This is a genomic window from Oceanobacillus timonensis (assembly GCF_900166635.1).
GTDB lineage: Bacteria > Bacillota > Bacilli > Bacillales > Amphibacillaceae > Oceanobacillus > Oceanobacillus timonensis.
The window spans coordinates 1,591,565-1,611,409 of the sequence record NZ_LT800497.1 but is presented as its reverse complement, the minus strand read 5'-3'; the positions used below and the strand labels follow the sequence as shown (position 1 = coordinate 1,611,409).

The window sequence follows — 19,845 nt, the reverse complement described above, 5'->3', positions numbered from 1 at the left end:
ACCCTCCTTTATTCTTCACTATTTGCTAAAATGGATGGCACACGGATTTGTCCATCTTTTTGATCTGGCGCATTCTTTAATGCTTCTTCCTGTGTAATCCATTTTTTAGGCTCATCTTTGCGCATCACATTTTTTAAATCCAATACGTGTGTCGTTGGTTTTACGTTTTCTGTATCTAATTCATTCAACTGCTCCGCATATTCAATGATCGCACTCAGCTCGCTGGCCATTTGCTCCACTTCTGCATCATCAAATTCCAAGCGTGCAAGATTAGCTACATGCTTTACTTGCTCTTTTGAAATCTCTGCCATCTCTTTACCCTCCAAAACATTTTATTGATTTTTATAATATGCTACCGCAATAGCACTTATATTCCAGCATGGGTTTTATTGCTCCATTTATACACTCATCAAAATAATATTATACCATTTTTGAGTCCTGTTTGATATGAATATTGCTGACAATATTCATCCTATTAAAACCGTCGCATAATGATAATAGCAAAATAAACGGATACAAGGCAAGTTTATCACTCTGCATACGAACGAAAAGCGGAAAGCGCCCGTTTAAAAACGTAGAGACTGGAGCGGCGTAACTGAGATAAAGGAATCACGGTGAGGTGACGAACCGATGATGACTTATCGTAGGGCAGGACGGGAAGTCTCCTAGTTTTTGGCGCTTGGAGCTGGACATGGCTGTTCCTGAATAAGAATTTATTCAGGCAAAACGTTATTCTTTCTTTTTCTCCAAAAAAACCAAGCTATTCTATAATTTACAATTAATATTATAGAATAACTTGGTTTTAAACGCGAAAAAATATCAAAGATGGGCAATATGTTTATACGTTTGACTTGCTTCCCGATAATATTGTACAGCATCTTTATAGTTGCTGTTGCTTTCATAATGCTTTGCCAACAGTTCAGAATAGAGAATATAATTCCCATAGTCTTTTTGCTTCTTTAATAATGGCAATAGATTATCAATTAATAGTTGTTCAAAATGATGAAACTTTTCATCCAGTAAATAATAATAGCTGCGTAAAATATACTTATATACGATATACGGTTGCTTATCCGTTAAATCATAGAATTGTTTCAATCCATAATTAATATACTCTTCTGCTTCATCATAATAATTCGCATGATAATATTCGCGCACAAGCAGCGCAGTTACTTCCATTTTATTGCCAGAAGGGACATCGGAGCTGTTCAATACGATTTTATAATAGGCAATTGCTTTTGTTGAATCGCCTTTGGAAGCATACAGATAACCAAGATTCTGATGAATGGTTTGAATCACCGTTTTATCATGGACAGTTTCTGCCAATTTTAATCCAAGCGTGAAATTTTCAGCGGCTTTTTTATATAATTTAATATGACAATAGCAAATTCCTAAAATATTATGTGCCCGTGCACAGCGCAGAAAATTATATTGTTTCATATACATTTTCAAAGCTTCCTGAGCATACTCAATAGCTTCCAGAGAATTTCTTAACTTAGAGTGTGTCATGGACATATAATACTTTAAATCCGCTTCGATTTTTTCACTCAAACGGTAACTTTCTGTAATATTTTCTGCTTTTTTATATTGGTACATGGAATGATAATAATTCTGCACAAAAAAACTGTAACGTCCGTTAAATAAATACCAAAAATACTGTTCTTCCAAACTGAAAGTATCCATCGTCTCTTTTAAATGCGTAATTTGGCTAGCAGCTAAATCCTTTCTGTTCATCAATGAAAAATACTTTATTTTATGGATTTCAAACATAACAAGATGGTTGGAATAGTTTTTATCCATTAATTCCTGAATTTCGCTATAACCTGCTTCCATTTCCTGTTCACTGCTGCTTTCATCCAATAACTCATACCAGCTCTGACATAGTTGCCCAATTGCTTCATCTTGATGCTGATCCGTGGTAACACAGAGTCTGTTGCACAGCTTTTTTATAATATCTTCATTCGGTTCTGTTTTCTGATTCTCAATTTTAGATAAATAGGATAAAGAGACAATTCCTTCTGATAGCTCTCCTAAAGTCATTTTCTGCTTCATACGTTGTATTTTAATATACGTTCCAATTGCTATCATGTTAACTTTCTCCCCATTCTTCTTAATCTTTATCACGAATTAAGTATCCATCCTCTTTTTTCCTTGCACAGACAAACTTGTATATGCTTGTCCTTTCCATACATCCCCCTTATTTTCTTTAACAAGGAAAATAGGTCAAAAGGTTCTGGAAAGCACTTACAATTCAAGAAACGGAATATCGATTGAAAAAATGCCTCTCCTTTTCATTCAGCACATCTTGATACTCGTAGTATTGACAACTCCTTTCATTCAATTTATATAGTATATGGACTCCGATATGATACATTCATTGTACCATAATCTGCATCGTTTCAATTTGGGAAAATAGCCAGATGAAACGATAATGAGTTCTAACTCCATTGAAAAATTTTCTTAAAAAAAGAAAATTTACTGCCTATAACTGACAAAGCAGTTACGGACAGTAAATTTTCTACCCTTTTAATCATACACATGAATCTGGATTTCATCTTCACCCGCATTTCGGTAAAGCAGGCTTTCACTTTTTTGACTGGAATTTATATTTACTTCGATATCATAATAATTCGGGAACATTTCCTCGATAAGCCCATAAACATATTGGGTAAATCCGATAACTTCTCCTTTTCCGTAGAACTCGATCGGTATATCCATACGTAGTTTTTGCAGCTCCTCATCTACATAGAAACCTTCTCCTACCATACCGACATAGTTAGGGAAGAAATCACTGATTTCATTTGCAAAATTGGTAACAAGCTCCTGATCATCATAATATTTATCTTCTCCTTCATCAGAAGGGAATAGAATATTTTCTTCCTCAACATCTTCCCAGTCGCCGACAGAACTGCTGCCTCCATCGACAGTTGTCTTAGCTACAAAATTTCCCGGTACAGGGGAAGATTCTTCTTCCTCCCGATATACACCAATCATAATCGGGATATCACTTAATTCTTCATCATTTTCACGAATATCGTTTACAATATCCTCTGCAATCTCTGTTGCCTGATTCATCATATCACTTTCTGATATCTCTTCATATTCATAAGGTTCCCCGGTATCTGTCTGGAATTGGTACACAGATTTCATTGCCAACCCGATGGAAATTCCCTCTAAATGAACATTATCTTCTTCCGTCTGTGTTAAATAGTTTTGTTCTAAAATATGCGATAAGTAACGCGGATTTTCCCGGAACGTTTCTTCATCCGACCCTTTATCCACTTCCGGATTCAATTCATCAATCCAACTATAGATACGGTCACTATCGAAATACTGCCCTTCCTGAAAGTAATAATCTTCCGGGTCATATACATCCATTGACAGCCGACGGAGCCCTTCTTCCATTTCGTCAATATCAACACGGTTAGCTACCTGGTTCGTAATAACACCTCTGGCTTCACTTGGCTGATATGGTAAAATCATACGATAATTTTCCCCGGAAAGTCTATTAGTTGGCACAATAGAGGCTTCTTCCTGGCTGGTTTCTTCCTGGACAACCTCATCATCATTAGATGTCTGCTGCATACATCCACTTAAAAACAGTGCGATTACTGCAATGGATAGTATCCATTTTTTCAAAGCGAATCACTCCTCTCCCTCGGCCGCTTCTTTTAACTCTGTCTCGGTCCATACTTCTACATTTAATTTTTCTGCTTTTTCCAATTTGGAACCGGCGTCCGCTCCGGCAATAACAACATCTGTCTTTTTACTGACACTACCAGTTACGGTTCCGCCCAACGATTCAATCAGCTCTTTCGCTTCTTTTCTCGTATATTGCTCCATTTTACCAGTCAGTACAACTGTTTTTCCAGAGAATAAGCTATCTGTTGTCATTTCTGCTTTTTTCGGGCCGGTATAAGTCATATTAACACCTAATGCTTTTAACTCGTTCAACAGCTCTGTCACTTTCTCTTCCTCAAAATAACGAACAACGGAATCTGCCATCTTCTCACCAATTTCTTCAATCGCTGCAATCTCTTCCAAACTGGCATGTTGAAGCTGTTCCATTGTTTCAAATTCCATCGCTAAGGTCTGCGCAGCTTTTGATCCGATAAAACGAATACCCAGTCCAAATAATAATCTTTCTAACGAATTTTCCTTCGAACGCTCTATTGCTTGTAAAAGATTGGTAACAGACTTTTCACCCATCCGCTCCAAATCCAGAAGGTCTTCTTTTTCCAATCGATATAAATCCGCAATGGTATGCACGAGATCTTCACGGAAGAGCTGAATAATTACCTTTTCTCCAAGCCCGTCGATATTCATGGCGTTTCGGGATACAAAATGGATCAACCCTTCCTTCAATTGTGCCGGACAATTCGGATTGATGCAGCGTAATGCCACCTCTCCTTCTAAACGGACTAATTCATTTCCGCATTCCGGACAAACGTCTGGCATATAAAATTCTTTTTCTTCCCCTGTACGCTGTTCCACAAGGGAGCGGACTACTTTAGGAATAATATCTCCTGCTTTTTTTATCACGACCTGGTCACCAATCCGGATATCCTGCTCGCGAATGAGATCTTCGTTATGCAAGGACGCCCGCTGCACGGTTGACCCGGCAATCCGGACAGGCTCCAGCATGGCTGTAGGAGTCACTACACCTGTTCTGCCTATACTTAATACAATATCTTTTAAAGTGGTCACCACTTCTTCTGCAGGGAATTTATAAGCAATCGCCCAACGCGGACTTTTGGCAGTAAAACCAAGTTCATCCTGTTGATCTAGGTTGTCTACTTTAACTACAATACCATCAATTTCATAATGTAAATCTTGGCGATGCTCTGTCCAATAGGTTATAAATTCCAGCACTTCTTCAATGCTTTCTGCCCTTTTCCACTCTTTATTCGTTTTAAAACCTAGACGCTCTAATGCTTCCAAACGTTCACTGTGCCGGCTTATTCTATTATCATCCCATTCACCCACACCATATAGGAATATATCTAAATTACGCTTGGCAGCTATTCTCGGGTCGAGCTGCCGCAATGACCCGGCAGCTGCATTTCTCGGATTGGCAAAAGGCTCTTCTCCGTTTTCTTCCCGTGCTTCATTCAACGCTAAAAAAGACTTATGCGGCATAAAAGCTTCACCGCGAACTTCTACTGTTCCTTCTTTTTGAATACTTAACGGGATGCTTCGTATCGTGCGCAGGTTAGAGGTAATATCCTCCCCGATTCTCCCGTCCCCGCGGGTAGATCCCAGGACAAACTTGCCATCCTGATACTTCAGGGAAACGGCTAAACCATCTATTTTCAATTCACATACAAAAGTAACTTGACCGGATACCCCTTCTGCCGCCCTTCTGGCAAAATCCCGTAAGTCTTGTTCATTAAAAGCATTGCCAAGACTCATCATCGGTGTTTCATGCGCTACTTTTTGAAAAGCGTCAAGCGGTTCTCCGCCGATACGTTGTGTAGGGGAATCATCCCTTGCAAATTCCGGATATTCTTTTTCTAAATCCTCCAGTTCCCGTAATTTCCGATCGTACTCTGAATCGGGGACAGCGGGATTGTCTAAAACATAATAGGAATAACCATATTGGTTAAGGAGCTCAACAAGTGAGTCCATCTGTTCTTTTATCTTTTGTTCATTCATTCCCTTTTACTCCTTTGTTATTGGGGCAAATTGTGCAAGCAGACGCTTGATGCCGATCGGTGCAGGAAATGCTACATCTAATTCCAGCTTATCGCCTTCTCCCTGCACCCTGACAACTGTACCCGTTCCCCATTTTTTATGGATAGCTTTATCACCAACGGACCAGTCTTCTGATTCGGCACCACTGGGTTTGGGACCTTGTATTTTTTCAGCTCGTTTTTTCGGAGGGGCTTCCTGTTTTTGCCATGATCCAAAGCTGTTCTCTTTCCTGCTGTTACCGCCAAATGGTGTTTTTTCAACTGGTTCCATTCCTTCCATTAATTCTGGAGGAATTTCATTGATAAAACGGCTGAGCGGATTCATATTCGTACGTCCATATAATGTACGCATTTGCGCGTGTGTCAAATAAAGTTCTTCTTCTGCTCTGGTAATCCCGACATAAGCGAGACGGCGCTCTTCTTCCATCTCTTCCTCATCCATCATTGAACGGCTGTGTGGAAAGACGTTTTCTTCCAAGCCGATTAAGAAAACAACCGGAAACTCCAATCCTTTTGCCGCATGCAATGTCATCAGCGTGATTTTTTTCGATTGATCAGGATCTTCTTCATCGACACGGTCAAGATCTGCAATCAATGCCAAATCTGTTAAGAAGGCAATCAATGATTTATCTTCATTTGCTTTTTCAAATTCTTGAGTAACGGTTTTAAACTCTTCTAAGTTTTCCAGTCTGGACTGCGCTTCGATGGAACGCTCATTACGCAACATTTCCTCGTAACCTGTCCGCTCGAGCACTGCTTCCACCATATCTGTCGCTGTTAAAAATTCCAATTGCTTTGTAAGCGATTGGATAAGATCCAGAAATCCGGCTAATGCATTGGCCGCTTTTTTGGAAACACCCGTGAAATCAACTTCCTTCACTACATCAAACAGAGAAATATCATGCGTAGCCGCATATGCCTGCAAACGATCCATCGATGTTTTGCCAATTCCTCTTTTCGGTTGATTCACCACACGCTGGAAGCTGATATCATCATCCGGATTAGCAATTAACCGTAAATAAGCAATCATATCCTTGATTTCTTTACGGTCGTAGAAACGGGTACCGCCGACCATTTGATAATTGATTCCCGATTTCACAAACGTATCCTCTATCGCACGGGATTGGGCATTGGTACGATATAGAATCGCAATATCGCTGGGTTCGTATCGATCGTTACCAATTAATTGCTGAATCGTATCTGCAACATACAAAGCTTCTTCCTGCTCCGTTGCGCCTTTATAATAGGTTATCTTTTCACCGTCATCTTTATCCGTCCAAAGATTTTTCGGTTTCCTTCCAGGATTATTGCCGATTACTTTATTGGCAGCCTGTAAAATAGAATTGGTAGAACGGTAATTTTGCTCCAGCATCACCGTTTCCGCCGAAGGATAGTCTTTTTCAAAGGAAAGGATATTGGTAATATCCGCTCCGCGCCAACGGTAAATAGACTGATCGGAATCACCGACAACACATAAGTTTTGATATCTATTGGCAAGCTGCTTTACCAGAAAGTACTGGGCATGGTTAGTATCTTGATACTCGTCCACATGAATATATTGAAATCGTCTCTGGTAGTATTCCAACACTTCCGGTACACGGTCAAACAAATGAATCGTCTGCATAATCAGGTCATCAAAATCCAACGATTGATTTTTCCGCAGCATCTTCTGATAGCTTTCATAGACCTGTGCTACTTGGCGCTCGTAGAAGTTACCGGCATTCTTGGCAAATGCATCTTCGGTAATCAGTTCATTCTTGGCACCACTGATTTGGCCAAGCATCGCCCGGGGATCAAATTGTTTGGGATCAATATTTAAATTTTTAAGTACTTGCTTCACCACTGATAACTGGTCGGCACTGTCTAAAATGGAGAAGTTCGAGGAATAACCAATCCGGTCAATATCCCGGCGTAAAATCCGGACACACATCGAGTGGAATGTAGAAACCCACATATATTCCCCTTGCGGACCGACTAGTTTCGCTACACGCTCTTTCATTTCTCTCGCTGCCTTATTGGTAAAAGTAATCGCTAGAATATTACGTGGAGATACTTCCTTCTCTCCCATTAAATAAGCAATTCGATGTGTCAATACGCGTGTTTTTCCGCTTCCTGCACCCGCCATAATTAACAATGGACCTTCTGTATGCCGGACAGCCTTTTGCTGCTCCGGATTTAATGTATTTATCATCGCTTCAAGCGTTTGCTCCATGTTGCATCTTCCTTCCTCAATGAGCTTCTTGCTTATTCTCCTTTAACAGCTATTACTGTCTTGAGTGCTTGTTTTAAATTCGTATAAATGCTGTTTCCCACAATAATCGCATCCGCGTGTTCCTTCATCTCTTTGGCCTGATCCGGCGTTTCAATACCGCCGCCATAGAAAAGCTTTGTCTGATCAAGTTCGGCTTTCACTTCACGAACGACTTCCGGGTCACCATAAGTTCCGCTGTATTCGACATAAAAAACAGGCAGATGAAAAACATGCTCTGCCATATAAGCATATGCCTTCACATCCGCTGTTTCCGGCAGTTCACAATTCGCATGCTGAAAAACTTTTGCCTCCGGATTTAATACACAATAACCTTCAAAGTATACCTCACTATACTCCATCATGTCGATATATTCTTTAATCGCTTTTTGCTGGATATCCATGACATATTTTTTCTCTTTCGAATTCAACACCATCGGAACAAAATAAGTATCAAACCCTGGTGTTAATGTCTCTTCGTTGGAAATTTCCAGAACAACCGGCACCATATGCGCTCTACGAATCCGTGATAATAAATCTAAAACGCCGTCTAAAGTAACATTATCTGTTCCACCGACAATAATTGCATCGGTACCTGACTCACAGACTTTATCTAAATCTTCATCGGAAATCTCCTTTGCCGGGTCTAACTTAAACATATGCTTCCATTCATCTATATTTATCATTCGTTATTAATCCCCCATCATGACATTCGTTTCTTTATTATAACAAAAATCGGCACATGGTTAGAACGGATAAAGCAAAGATTTTAAAGAAAACTTGGCATTCGTAAAAGAGAGACTTAAAAGCGTATGTTGCTTTCTTAAAATATAAAGAAAAGCGCACATTTGCTTACCCACAACAAAAAATAAGCATTCCCTTCTGTAAAGAGAGAATACTTATCCCCAGTATTTATCACACTGTGCCATATTTTATTATTTTACATTCAATTTTTCTAACACAAGGTTATAGCCGTCACTTCCATAATTAATGCAGCGCCTTACCCGGGAGATGGTTGCAGTCGATGCTTTTGTCTCCTGCTCAATGGCGCTGTAGGTTTTTCCTTCTGTCAGCATTTTTGCTACATGTAACCGTTGTGATAAGGATTGAATTTCGGACATTGTTGCAATATCATCAAAAAACTGATAACACTCCTCGCGAGTATCTAACGACAATATCGCATCAAACAACTGATCAAGCTGCTCTCCTCGTAACTTATCAATTTGCACTTCATTTCCCCCTTGTATTTCCTGTTCTTCTTTCATTGAATAGCTGAAAGAAGAACAGAATAATATTGATTCCAGGTAAAGCTATTTTGATTAAAATAGCTTTACCGCATGGTTGCCGGGATGACAATTTCCCGTTTTTTCACATCGATTAGTCCCTGTTGGGTAATGCGAAAGAAAGGAAGATGGATAGCTGACAAAAATAATAAACTGTAAATAGGATCATTATAGGCGTATCCGTAAGCTGCCAATACTTTTTTCAGTTCTTTGTCACTCGAAATTATTTCTTCCATTGGAACCTTAGCCATCACTCCACCGAGAGGAAGCGGGATTTCAGCTAAAATCTCTCCTTGATCTACTAATACAATCGCTCCACCCAACTCTTTCATACGTTGAGAGGCGATACGTAAGTCCTTTTTAGAATTACCAATATAGATAATATCTCCGGTTGCCGAAAAACTGCTGACTAATGCACCCAGTTTTGGTGCAAAACCGCGAATAATCGTGTTCACACGCCACTCGCCATATTTATCAATCAGTGCAATAAACTGTTCACTCTTATTGGCAGGAATTTCATCTGCACTAACATCGGATAGAATCGTATATGGCTGGATAATGACATCGTTCACCATATCCATGCCGATTGGACTGGAAAATTGCAAATCTTCTTCTGTTAATTCCCAATCAAGTTCAAGCGGAGTAACTTCATATTCTTCCCACGGAATAACAGATGGTTGAGAAATAACTGTACCATCTTTTTTAATCCATTCTCCTTTACTGATAACACTTTCCGGATGCGGATTTTGTTTATCGAAAAGGATATTGATATTAGCAACCCGTCCCGGTGCAATACTGCCGAACTCTTCTTCCTTATTAAAATGTCTGGCAGGGTGATAACTTGCCATCCGATAAGCCGTCTCTAAAGGCAGACCGCTCTCAATTGCTTTTTCGATACATACATTAATGATACCGTCTTCCATAAAGGCTGGTGTCGGACCATCCATTGTAAAACTCATATTATCAAATTGGGACATCCCTTTATCTAAAAGCCCTTTGATGATTTCCGGCAAATCAGGACGGATTGGCGAATAACGAAGACTGACACGATAACCAAGCTCCAGCCGTTTCAATACATCCTCTGCAGACATCGACTCATGGTCGCTTGAAATACCGAAAAGTTTCATTTTCGTTAATGTTCGGGATGAGGCACCGGGCAAGTGCCCTTCAATTGGTTTGCCAAACTTTTTCATTTCCTGCATCCAATACAACAACCGGTCGCCGCCGGTTAACAGGCTTGGCCAGTCCGTAAGCTCCCCGCCTTGCACAACCATTGGATGTTCCGCCCAATCCAATATATCTTTTGTATTAAACATCTGATTGTCCTTCAACATGGTTTGACTGTCAAATCGATTCCACCAAAACATATTTACCGGCAGTTTCGAAAAAGTATTCATCATTGAAAATGTCTTTTTTTTATTCAACAGTAAATACCAGGTTAAATTATCATTCACAAATGTCGTTGTCCCTGTTTTTGCAGCATGCATCACGGTTTCTTCCGGATTAGCAGCTTGAAAAGGGTGGGCATGGGGCTCGATATAACCTGGCACAACAAATTTCCCCTGACAATCATAAAAATAGGTTCCGGTTGTTTCTTCAGGCAGCTTCTCACCGACGTATACAATACGGTTCTCATACATCCAAATATTTGCTTTTAGCCATTGATTTGTATATACATTTAAATAGGTTGCATTGGTTAAGACAATACCAGGGGCAACCGTCCCGTCAACTACTTTAATATGCTGTCGTAATTCCCGATTTCTCCATAATGTCATTAATCAACTCTCCACTATCTGTCATTTCTTTTTATTTTATCATATTGTAACGCTTTAACATAGTAAAGCCGTCTTTTTCTCTTAGGATTATACAAAGATACCACATTTCAAACAGACTTTGACAATAAACACTTTTCTTCTTTTATAAAAAGCAGCGCCGTTTCTACAAATTTCGCAAAAACGACGCTGCTTTTTATGAAACACTTGATAAGAAGATAAAACGAAGTCTCCTTTGTTCCATTTGCTATGAAAGGTAATCAGCTGCTTTCAGTTACTGTACATTCTCCACAAAGTAAGTAGCAATTTGCGGGAAGAAGCACATCAATATGATAAACAGCACCATGATAAGTGCAAACGGAATAACTCCTTTTACAATTTCACCAATCGTATTCTCTTTATCCAGTCCTTTTAAAACAAAGAGATTTAATCCCACTGGAGGTGTAATCAATGCCAATTCCATGTTAATCACCATGATAATCGCAAACCATATCGGATCGAATCCCAAAGCAGTTATAATCGGATACAAAATCGGTACCGTAATAACCAAAATAGAAACAGTTTCCAAGAACATCCCTAATACAAGTAACACAATATTAATAAAAATCAGGATAACCCAAGGAGAAACATCTGCCGCTGTTGCTACTGCAGTGATTTGCTGTGGAATTTGTAACATCGTTAGGATAAAACCCAGCAGTTTAGCACCAATGATAATAAACAGGATCATGGCACTTGTATTGACCGTAGACAAGGTAATCTTTTTCAGATTAGCAAACGTCAGGTTCCGGTATACAAAAATGGCAATAAGAAAGGCTAATACCACTCCAACCGCCGCTGCCTCTGTCGGTGTAAAAAGGCCCGAATAAATCCCGCCGATAATGACAATCGGCAACAATAGTCCCCAGATGGCTTTTTTAGAAGCTTCCCAACGTTCTGTCCATGTCGCGGGTTTTTCTCTGATATGCCGCATTTGAATAGATGAAAAAATCATAAAACTTAACGTTAATACAATACCTGGCACTACACCGGCGATAAACAATTTCCCAACGGATTCACCGGTAAGTGAACCATATAAAATCATTGGAACGCTTGGAGGAATAAGAATTCCCAGCGTACCCCCGGCTGCTAATAAGCCGAGCACATAACGCCTTTTATATCCGCGGCGAACCATCTCCGGAAGCGCCACAGCACCGACCGTCACAGCCGTAGCTACACTGGAACCGGAAATAGCTGAAAAAACCGTACAGCAAAAAACGGTAGCGATAGCTAATCCTCCTGGAAAATGCCGGAACCATCTGCTTGCCATCTCATATAGATCCCGTCCAACACCGCTGACAACCAGGATTTGACTCATCAGTATATACATCGGCAATGCTGTCAATGTAAAATCATCCAGAGCAGAATACGCTATAATCGGAATTTGGTCAAAAGCGACACTTCCGCCATTAAATAGATACATACCTAATATAGCCAGCACGCCTAAAGAAAATGCAACAGGGAGACCAATAAGCAAGAATGTCGCTAATCCTCCTGCAAAAAATAGATTCATAGAGACTCTCCCCCTTTATGTACACCGCCGTCAATCAGCTGCAATATAAATGCGATAATGAGTAACACGCCGCCTACCGGAATAAATAATTCCGGTAAATACATCGGAACACGCAGCAAGGAAGTAGACGTAGTCCCTAATTCAAACGTCAACGAAACATGCGTAAACCCGTACCATGTCAAAATAATACTAAAAAGCAATCCCAACACATTACAAATATATGCGAATACCTTACGTGTGGCATCATTCACTCGATTAACCAATAGATCGACTGTTATATGCGCATAGCTTCTCACAGCATATGCCGTTCCTAAAAAACAACTTCCGATAATGGCATACGTGGATAATTCCGTTGCCCATGAAGTCGGCGTACCAAAAAATGATCTCGATAACACTTCATAAAATGTCATCAATGTTGTTACAAATATTAATATTCCAGCTAAGTAGGCTGCGTATTTAATTAATAAATCTGAAAATTTATATAAAGCATTCATACTATAACTCCCTTCCAAGTGTTGAGCAACGTTTAGTCCTCCTCGGCAATATTTAATAATTCTTTACCTGCTTCCCCAGCCTCGTCTTCAAACGTTTTCCATACCGGCATTGCTGCTTCTTTCCATATATCAAGCTCGTCCGCAGGCACTTCATATACTTCCATTCCTCTGTCTTTCAGCACTTGGAGTGTTCTCTCATCTTCTAACTTTGTCTGATGACGAATCCATTCTTCGGTTTCACTGGCAGTATCTTCAATTAAGGTTTGTGTTTTTTCAGGTAAATCATCCCAATACTCCTGATTCACACCAAGAATAAACTCAAAGTAAGCATAATTATTAACGGTTAAATAATCTGTGACCTCATCATAACTGCGCTGCACCATTGCTGTTGTTCCAGATGTTGCTCCATCTACAGTCTCTCTTTGTAATCCCATATATACTTCTCCGCCTCCCATAAATACGGGAGATGCTCCATAAGCTTGAATTAATTCAGAAGGAAGCGTGCCGACACTTCGGATTTTCATTCCCTTAAAATCTTCCGGAGATTCGAGCGGACGCTGGTTATTCGCAAATTGCCCAAAGCCATAATCCCCAAACATCAGCACTTTCACGCCAACATCTTCCATCTCTGAACGAAGGATGTCGCCAAACTCACCATTCAGTGCTTCGCCGACTTCTTCATAGTTTTCAAACACATAAGGAACATCAAAAATTCCCATAGCCGGCACAGTGGAAGACCAAATCGTAGACGAATTCATTCCCATTTCAATGCCGCCTGTTAAGAGCGATTGGTTCATGTCTTTATCAGAGAGCAGCTGCCCATTTGCAAAAACCTGCATCTCGATTTGACCATTTGATTCTTCTTCTATTGTTTTTACGAATTCTTCTATTCCCTGAGAAATATGATGACCAGGCGGCAAATTGTAAGCTAAGCGGATAGTAGCCGGTTCGTATTCCTCTCCACTTGCTTCTGCATTTTCAGATGCTTCGTCATCGTTGCTGCAGGCCGCCAGCATAACTCCTGTAAGAAGCAGCAGAAAAGAAAGATGACGTATTTTTTTCATTCCATCATCTCCTTTATCGTACGCGCTCTATCTAAATGCCGTATTCTTCCCAAAGGCTTTTTGGAAACCAGACCCGCTGCAAAATCAGCAGCTTCGAACAGCTTATTAACATCCACGCCTGTCTGAACTCCCATCCGTTCAAATAAATACACCAAATCCTCTGTCGCCAAGTTCCCGGCTGAACCCGGAGCAAATGGACATCCGCCAATGCCGCTGACAGCTGTCTCAAACGTCCTTACTCCAGCTGTATACGCCGCATATGCATTCGCTGCTCCCAATCCTCTCGTATCATGAATATGAAAAGAAACCTTTGTATCTCCTGCCACATCCAATACTTTTTGGAATAAACGATCGACTTCATTCGGTGTTGCAATACCAATTGTATCTGCAATACCAATTCTGTCTGCTCCTGCTTGTACAGCTTTTTCTACCAATTGCAGTACTTTTTCTTCTTCTACATGACCTTCATAGGGGCAGCCAAAACTGACGGCAATCGAGAAGCAAATCTCCATTCCTTTTGCTTTCACTTCCTTTGCCACTTCTGTAAACATTTCAAAATTTCTATCGATTGTCATTCCTAAATTTTTATCGCTGAATGTTTCGGTTGCGGAAGCTACCCAATTCAGTTCCAGATTCGGAAAATGACTGGCCCGCATAAATCCTTTTTGATTGGGAATTAATGCGATTGGCTGTATATTCTCATTGGCACTAATCTGCTCTAACAACGCTTCCGCATCCGCCATCTGGGGAACTTTTTTCGGATGTACAAAAGAAGTTGCTTCTATTTTTTGAATTCCTGCTTCTGTCAGCTTATGGATAAGTTCTGCCTTATTTTCCGTAGAAACGCTATTCGCTTCTATTTGCAGTCCATCACGCGGGCTGACATCAACAATCGTAACCTGTTGTGTCATCAGATAATTCCTCCTTCTTTTAACCTTTTAAAATCCTCATAGGAGAAGTTTAAATATTCTTTGTAAATTTCCTCATTATGTTGACCGAGCGTCGGTCCGTTTGCCTCAATTCCACCCGGTGTTTCCGAAAGCTTTGGAACAATGCCAGGCGTTTTTATTTTTTTACCGTCAGCTAATTCAACTTCCTGAATCATATCTCTCGATTGGTAATGAACATCCTCAAAAATATCCTTAATACTGTAAATCGCGCTGACTGGAACAGAAGCTTCATCCAAAATCCGCTGTACTTCTTGAAGTGAATGTTGTTTTGTCCAAGATTCAATGACATTATCAATATATTCCACGTTATTCACCCGGTCTTGATTCGTAGCATATTTGGAATCGATTGCCATATCCTCTCTCCCTATGGTCGTCATCAGGCGCTGAAATATCCGATCGCCATTCCCGCCGATAATAACATAAGAGCCATCCGCACATAGATAGGAGTTAGACGGTGCAACACCCGGCAATGTACTGCCTGTACGCTCGCGAATCTCTCCGGTTAAATCAAATTCCGGAAGCATTCCCTCTAATAAGCTGAATACAGACTCATAAAGAGCAACATCCACTTCCTGTCCACTTTTTTCCTCATCACGATCCCGAACCCGCAGTGCCATCAGTGTGCCGATAACAGCATATAATCCGGCAACCATATCTCCAATCGCAATTCCGACCCGGACCGGCGGCAAATCTGGATACCCGGTTAAATATCTTAAACCGCCGACTGCTTCAGCAACACTTCCAAAACCGGCTTTTTCCCGATAAGGTCCTGTCTGCCCGTAACCGGATATTCTTGTTAATACAATAGAAGGGTTCACTTTTTTCAATGTTTCATAGCCTAGTCCCCATCTTTCCAACGTCCCCGGTTTAAAGTTCTCTAAAACGACATCTGCTGTTTTGGTCAGATTTTTTATAATCTCCTGCCCTTCCGCCTCTCGAAGGTTGACTGTAATCGATTTTTTATTTCGAGCTTGGACATGCCACCAAACAGATGTATCTTTATACATTACTCGCCAGTTTCTGAGTGGATCCCCATTTGTCGGTTCTTCTACTTTAATTACTTCTGCTCCAAATTCAGAGAATAATTTCCCCGCAAAAGGAGCTGCTACAATATTTCCTAATTCTAATACCTTTATTCCTTCAAGCGGCTTTTTCTTACTCAATCCAATCCCTCCAACGTGTCTTTGTTCAAATTCTTAAAATGTGTAAAATCTCTTTCAATATGCTGTTTCATCAACTCTTTCGCAGCATTTGCATCCTGCTTGGCAATCGCCTCCCATATTTGTTCATGATCCACATATGCTGTTTCTCTGTAGGTCGGGTCTTTATCCACAATCACTTCCCGATAAAAACTGTTCACCCCGCGCAGCGTCCGAAGCATGGATATCAAAAAAGGATTGGCGCTGGCTTCAATAATAATGTCGTGAAAAGCTACCGTAACGTGCTTTTCATTATCATCTTGCTTTTCTTTATGATGAGCGGTATTCTCCACTTCCTGTTTCATCAATTGCAATTGTTCATCTGTCCGTCTGATAGCAGCATAATAAGCAGCCAGCGACTCCATCCCTATCCGGCATTCATATAAATACCTAAAATCCATAAGGGAAGGCTCAACTACCGTAACACCGCCTGTTCTTGATAAATTCAAAAATCCCTCTTGTTCCAGCATCCGTATCGATTCCCGAATAGGGCTTCTGCTTACATGTAATGTTTCTGCTATTTTTTCTTCTATTAATTTTTCCCCAGGTTTGAATTTTCCGACAATAATTTGCTCTCTCAAGTAATCATAGACTTGACTCTTTAAGGTTTTCTTCACAATCTCTACTATGATAATCACCTCTTGTATACAGTATGCAAGTTCATTCGTTCATACTATTACAATAAAAGTAAAAAGTCAAACTATTTTAAAGATCATTTTCCTATTTGAAAAAAACAAGAGCTCCATACCTCAAAGCGAGATACAGAGCTCTTGTATTATCCATTATTCGATTCTTAAAACAGAATTATTTTTTGCTTAGTTGGTCCACTGCTAAAATAGCCTGTGCAACATCATCAGCAGTAATTTCTTCTGAAAGGTTGCCCATGGTTTCGCCTTCTTGCGTTGCAGCTGCTCCTACTTTACGTAAATCTTCATAGGATACTTCGTCCAAATGCATTTCTTCTAATGTGGTTGGCAAGCCTAAAGAACGATAAAATTCGATATATTTTTGGATTTCTTGTTCAGGATGCAGTTCAAGTACAAGCTGTGTCAACGTACCGTAAGCAACCTTCTCACCGTGTGTCAGATGGTGAATATCTCCATCTAATACAGTAAAACCATTATGAATGGCATGGGCAGCAGCCAGTCCGCCGCTCTCGAAACCAAGACCGGATAAGAGCGTGTTTGCTTCCACGACCGCTTCCACCTGTTTTGTCACCAGATTTTTTTCTACTGCTTTATATGCAGCTTTACCATAGGCGAATAACGTTTTCTCACATGCTTCAGCAATAGCTTGTCCAGCAATACTTGTCTTTCCTCCAGCCATTGCATCTCCATTACTTTTAATGGTTGCTCTTGCTTCTACCCATGTTGCCATGGCATCCGCAATTCCGGAAGCAAATAACCGTGGCGGTGCACCTGCAACTACTTTGGTATCTACAAGCACCAGCTCTGGATTTTTGTTATAGAATTTATAGGATTCAAACACACCCTCATCACTGTAGATAACAGACAAAGCGCTTGTTGGCGCGTCTGTTGACGCAGTGGAAGGAACAATAACAACACTTACTTCCAATATGTCAGCAACTGCTTTGGCAGTATCGAGTGTTTTTCCTCCTCCAACGCCAATAACAAAGTCAACATCTTCCTGTTTTCCTTCATCTGCAATACGTTCCATTTCATTTAAAGAAGCTTCTCCATTAAATTGGATATAATGGAATTGTAATGCTTCTTCCTTCAGGCTGTTTTCAATGGTTTCTCCTGTGATGCCCCATACGACTTCATCTGAAAGAATTAACGGCTTTTTACCGATGTTCTTAATCTGTTTACCAAGATCATTCAAAGCACCTTTTCCTTGAATATATTTGCTTGGTGATGTAAAAATGATATTTGACATCTAATCACTCCATTTCTAAGATTTGTCTATATTATAACATAGAATTCAGTTTTTGTGAAATGTTTCACAATTGTGGCATTTTCATCTTACCCGCTCTGCTTTTTTGACTTCTTATGCCAACTGCCAACGTTTTGCGCGTGAACCTTTTGGTTTCATCTGGATTCTTTATTTGGTTCTTAGAAATATTGCGCAGGTCATCAAACAAAAAATAATTTCTCACTATTAGCCATTGTTCTATTCCGGAATATCCGTTTTTTGGAGAGACAAAACCAGAACGAATGATATTATCCTTCCCATTAAGAGACCATACATACTAAAATGACACATTTTCATTGCCAATCCAATACTAAAAAAATAACCATGCAAAGGCTTATGCTTCATCCTTTGCATGGTTATTTTTTTACTGAGCAATATCATTTCGGTAAAAAAAGTTACCGTTCAGTTCTGCTTTGTCAAGCTGCTGATACACGTTAGCTGCAGCCTGCGAAAGCGTTTCTGCCCGTCCGCCGACCAGAAGTACTCTCCCTCCGTCAGAAACAAGTTTGCCATCCACTTTTTTTGTTCCGGCATGGATAATAAAAGTGTCTGTTGATGTACCTAGCTGAGGCAGCAGTTTCCCCCTTCTGTATGTACCAGGATATCCTTCTGAAGCAAGTACGACACCGACACAGGCTCCAGGATACCATTCTAAATTCGGATTCTTTTTCGCCAAGACATCTTGCATAACTTGGACCAAATCATTCTTTAATAATGGGAGAACAACCTGTGTTTCCGGATCGCCAAAACGTGTATTGAACTCAATTACCTGGGGTCCGTTTTCTGTCATGATTAAGCCTGCATATAGAATTCCTGTGAATGGTCTGCCCTCTTCCAGCATCCCTGCTGCTGTTTTCTCTAAAATTTGTTCCACCGCAAATTGGTATGCTTCCGCTGTTAAATCCGGAATAGGCGAAAAAGCTCCCATACCGCCTGTATTGGGACCTTGATCATGATCAAACGCCCGTTTATGATCTCGTGCTGCCATCATCGGATAAACTTTATCTTCATGAACAAATGCCATTAAAGAGAACTCTGAACCTTCTAAATATTCTTCGATGACAATGGTAGAACCGGCTTGCTCAAATGTTTTATCGACAAGCATATCATCAATCGCCTGAATAGCTTCTACTTCTGTCATCGCTACAATAACACCTTTTCCAGCTGCTAAACCATCTGCTTTGACCACAATAGGAGCTCCTGTTTCGGAAATTCTCTTTTTAGCTTTTTCCGCATCATGGAAAACACCATAAGAAGCAGTAGGGATGCCATATTTTTTCATAAAATCTTTCGCGTAGCTTTTACTCCCTTCCAATTTTGCTGCTTCCTTCGTCGGCGCAAAGATAGCGAGGTTTTCCTGCTGAAACCGGTTGGTAATGCCGGCATCTAATGGATCTTCCGGGCCAACAATTGTTAAGTCAATTGCTGCTTCTTTCGCAAAAGCTGCCAATTCTTCGATGTGCATTTCATCAATGGGAACACATTCTGCCTCTTCTCCCATGCCGGCATTTCCAGGAGCAACATAAATCTTATCCAGCTGCTGATTTTCCTTTAACTTTTTAATCATACTATGCTCTCTGCCACCGCGACCCACAACTAATATTTTCATCGCTTCTCCTCCGTTTTCATTTTATTCAGACGAATCGATTTTTTTATCTGCC

Annotated in this window: 16 protein-coding genes; all 16 read right to left on the bottom strand. The window is 40.4% G+C overall.

Annotated elements, in window-relative coordinates:
* Nucleotides 1–8: 8 nt before the first annotated feature.
* The 16 genes from gatC to purD all read right to left on the bottom strand — a co-directional run bounded on the left by gatC (nucleotide 9) and on the right by purD (nucleotide 19,793).
* Nucleotides 9–311, bottom strand: a complete 303-nt coding sequence (gene gatC / locus B7E05_RS07850) for an Asp-tRNA(Asn)/Glu-tRNA(Gln) amidotransferase subunit GatC (RefSeq protein ID WP_080873687.1) — start codon at nucleotides 309–311, stop codon at nucleotides 9–11.
* Between the two features lie 508 nt (nucleotides 312–819).
* The gene (locus tag B7E05_RS07845) at nucleotides 820–2,088 is read right to left on the bottom strand and encodes a helix-turn-helix domain-containing protein (RefSeq protein ID WP_080873686.1); all 1,269 of its coding nucleotides are present in this window, start codon (nucleotides 2,086–2,088) and stop codon (nucleotides 820–822) included.
* A 438-nt stretch (nucleotides 2,089–2,526) separates the two neighbouring features.
* Complete coding sequence (locus B7E05_RS07840) at nucleotides 2,527–3,639, bottom strand: CamS family sex pheromone protein (RefSeq protein ID WP_080873685.1); 1,113 nt, start codon at nucleotides 3,637–3,639, stop codon at nucleotides 2,527–2,529.
* A gap of 6 nt (nucleotides 3,640–3,645) precedes the next feature.
* A complete protein-coding gene (ligA, locus tag B7E05_RS07835) occupies nucleotides 3,646–5,655 on the bottom strand; it encodes an NAD-dependent DNA ligase LigA (RefSeq protein ID WP_080873684.1) in 2,010 nt (669 codons plus the stop codon).
* A gap of 6 nt (nucleotides 5,656–5,661) precedes the next feature.
* Complete coding sequence (gene pcrA, locus B7E05_RS07830) at nucleotides 5,662–7,905, bottom strand: DNA helicase PcrA (RefSeq protein WP_080873683.1); 2,244 nt, start codon at nucleotides 7,903–7,905, stop codon at nucleotides 5,662–5,664.
* A 32-nt stretch (nucleotides 7,906–7,937) separates the two neighbouring features.
* Nucleotides 7,938–8,627: a heptaprenylglyceryl phosphate synthase gene (pcrB, locus tag B7E05_RS07825; RefSeq protein WP_080873682.1), complete on the bottom strand. Its 690-nt coding sequence runs from the start codon at nucleotides 8,625–8,627 to the stop codon at nucleotides 7,938–7,940.
* Between the two features lie 249 nt (nucleotides 8,628–8,876).
* Nucleotides 8,877–9,170 carry a YerC/YecD family TrpR-related protein gene (locus tag B7E05_RS07820; protein WP_080876248.1) on the bottom strand — a complete coding sequence of 98 codons (294 nt, stop codon included), beginning with the start codon at nucleotides 9,168–9,170 and terminating at the stop codon, nucleotides 8,877–8,879.
* Nucleotides 9,171–9,271: 101 nt separating this feature from the next.
* A complete protein-coding gene (locus B7E05_RS07815) occupies nucleotides 9,272–10,999 on the bottom strand; it encodes an adenine deaminase C-terminal domain-containing protein (protein WP_080873681.1) in 1,728 nt (575 codons plus the stop codon).
* Between the two features lie 271 nt (nucleotides 11,000–11,270).
* The gene (locus B7E05_RS07810) at nucleotides 11,271–12,545 is read right to left on the bottom strand and encodes a TRAP transporter large permease (protein ID WP_080873680.1); all 1,275 of its coding nucleotides are present in this window, start codon (nucleotides 12,543–12,545) and stop codon (nucleotides 11,271–11,273) included.
* Nucleotides 12,542–13,039, bottom strand: a complete 498-nt coding sequence (locus B7E05_RS07805; RefSeq protein WP_080873679.1) for a TRAP transporter small permease — start codon at nucleotides 13,037–13,039, stop codon at nucleotides 12,542–12,544. The genes B7E05_RS07810 and B7E05_RS07805 overlap by 4 nt, the downstream gene beginning before the upstream one ends.
* 32 nt (nucleotides 13,040–13,071) lie before the next feature.
* A complete protein-coding gene (locus B7E05_RS07800; RefSeq protein ID WP_080873678.1) occupies nucleotides 13,072–14,103 on the bottom strand; it encodes a TRAP transporter substrate-binding protein in 1,032 nt (343 codons plus the stop codon).
* Nucleotides 14,100–15,014, bottom strand: a complete 915-nt coding sequence (locus B7E05_RS07795) for a hydroxymethylglutaryl-CoA lyase (protein ID WP_080873677.1) — start codon at nucleotides 15,012–15,014, stop codon at nucleotides 14,100–14,102. The genes B7E05_RS07800 and B7E05_RS07795 overlap by 4 nt, the downstream gene beginning before the upstream one ends.
* Nucleotides 15,014–16,216 carry a CaiB/BaiF CoA transferase family protein gene (locus B7E05_RS07790; protein WP_080873676.1) on the bottom strand — a complete coding sequence of 401 codons (1,203 nt, stop codon included), beginning with the start codon at nucleotides 16,214–16,216 and terminating at the stop codon, nucleotides 15,014–15,016. The genes B7E05_RS07795 and B7E05_RS07790 overlap by 1 nt, the downstream gene beginning before the upstream one ends.
* The gene (locus B7E05_RS07785) at nucleotides 16,213–16,869 is read right to left on the bottom strand and encodes a GntR family transcriptional regulator (RefSeq protein WP_245833022.1); all 657 of its coding nucleotides are present in this window, start codon (nucleotides 16,867–16,869) and stop codon (nucleotides 16,213–16,215) included. Before B7E05_RS07785 ends, B7E05_RS07790 begins: the two co-directional genes overlap by 4 nt.
* 187 nt (nucleotides 16,870–17,056) lie before the next feature.
* Nucleotides 17,057–18,148: a glycerol dehydrogenase gene (locus B7E05_RS07780; protein WP_080873674.1), complete on the bottom strand. Its 1,092-nt coding sequence runs from the start codon at nucleotides 18,146–18,148 to the stop codon at nucleotides 17,057–17,059.
* A gap of 400 nt (nucleotides 18,149–18,548) precedes the next feature.
* Entirely contained in the window at nucleotides 18,549–19,793 is a 1,245-nt protein-coding gene (gene purD / locus B7E05_RS07775; protein ID WP_080873673.1) for a phosphoribosylamine--glycine ligase, read from the bottom strand.
* Nucleotides 19,794–19,845: the final 52 nt, after the last annotated feature.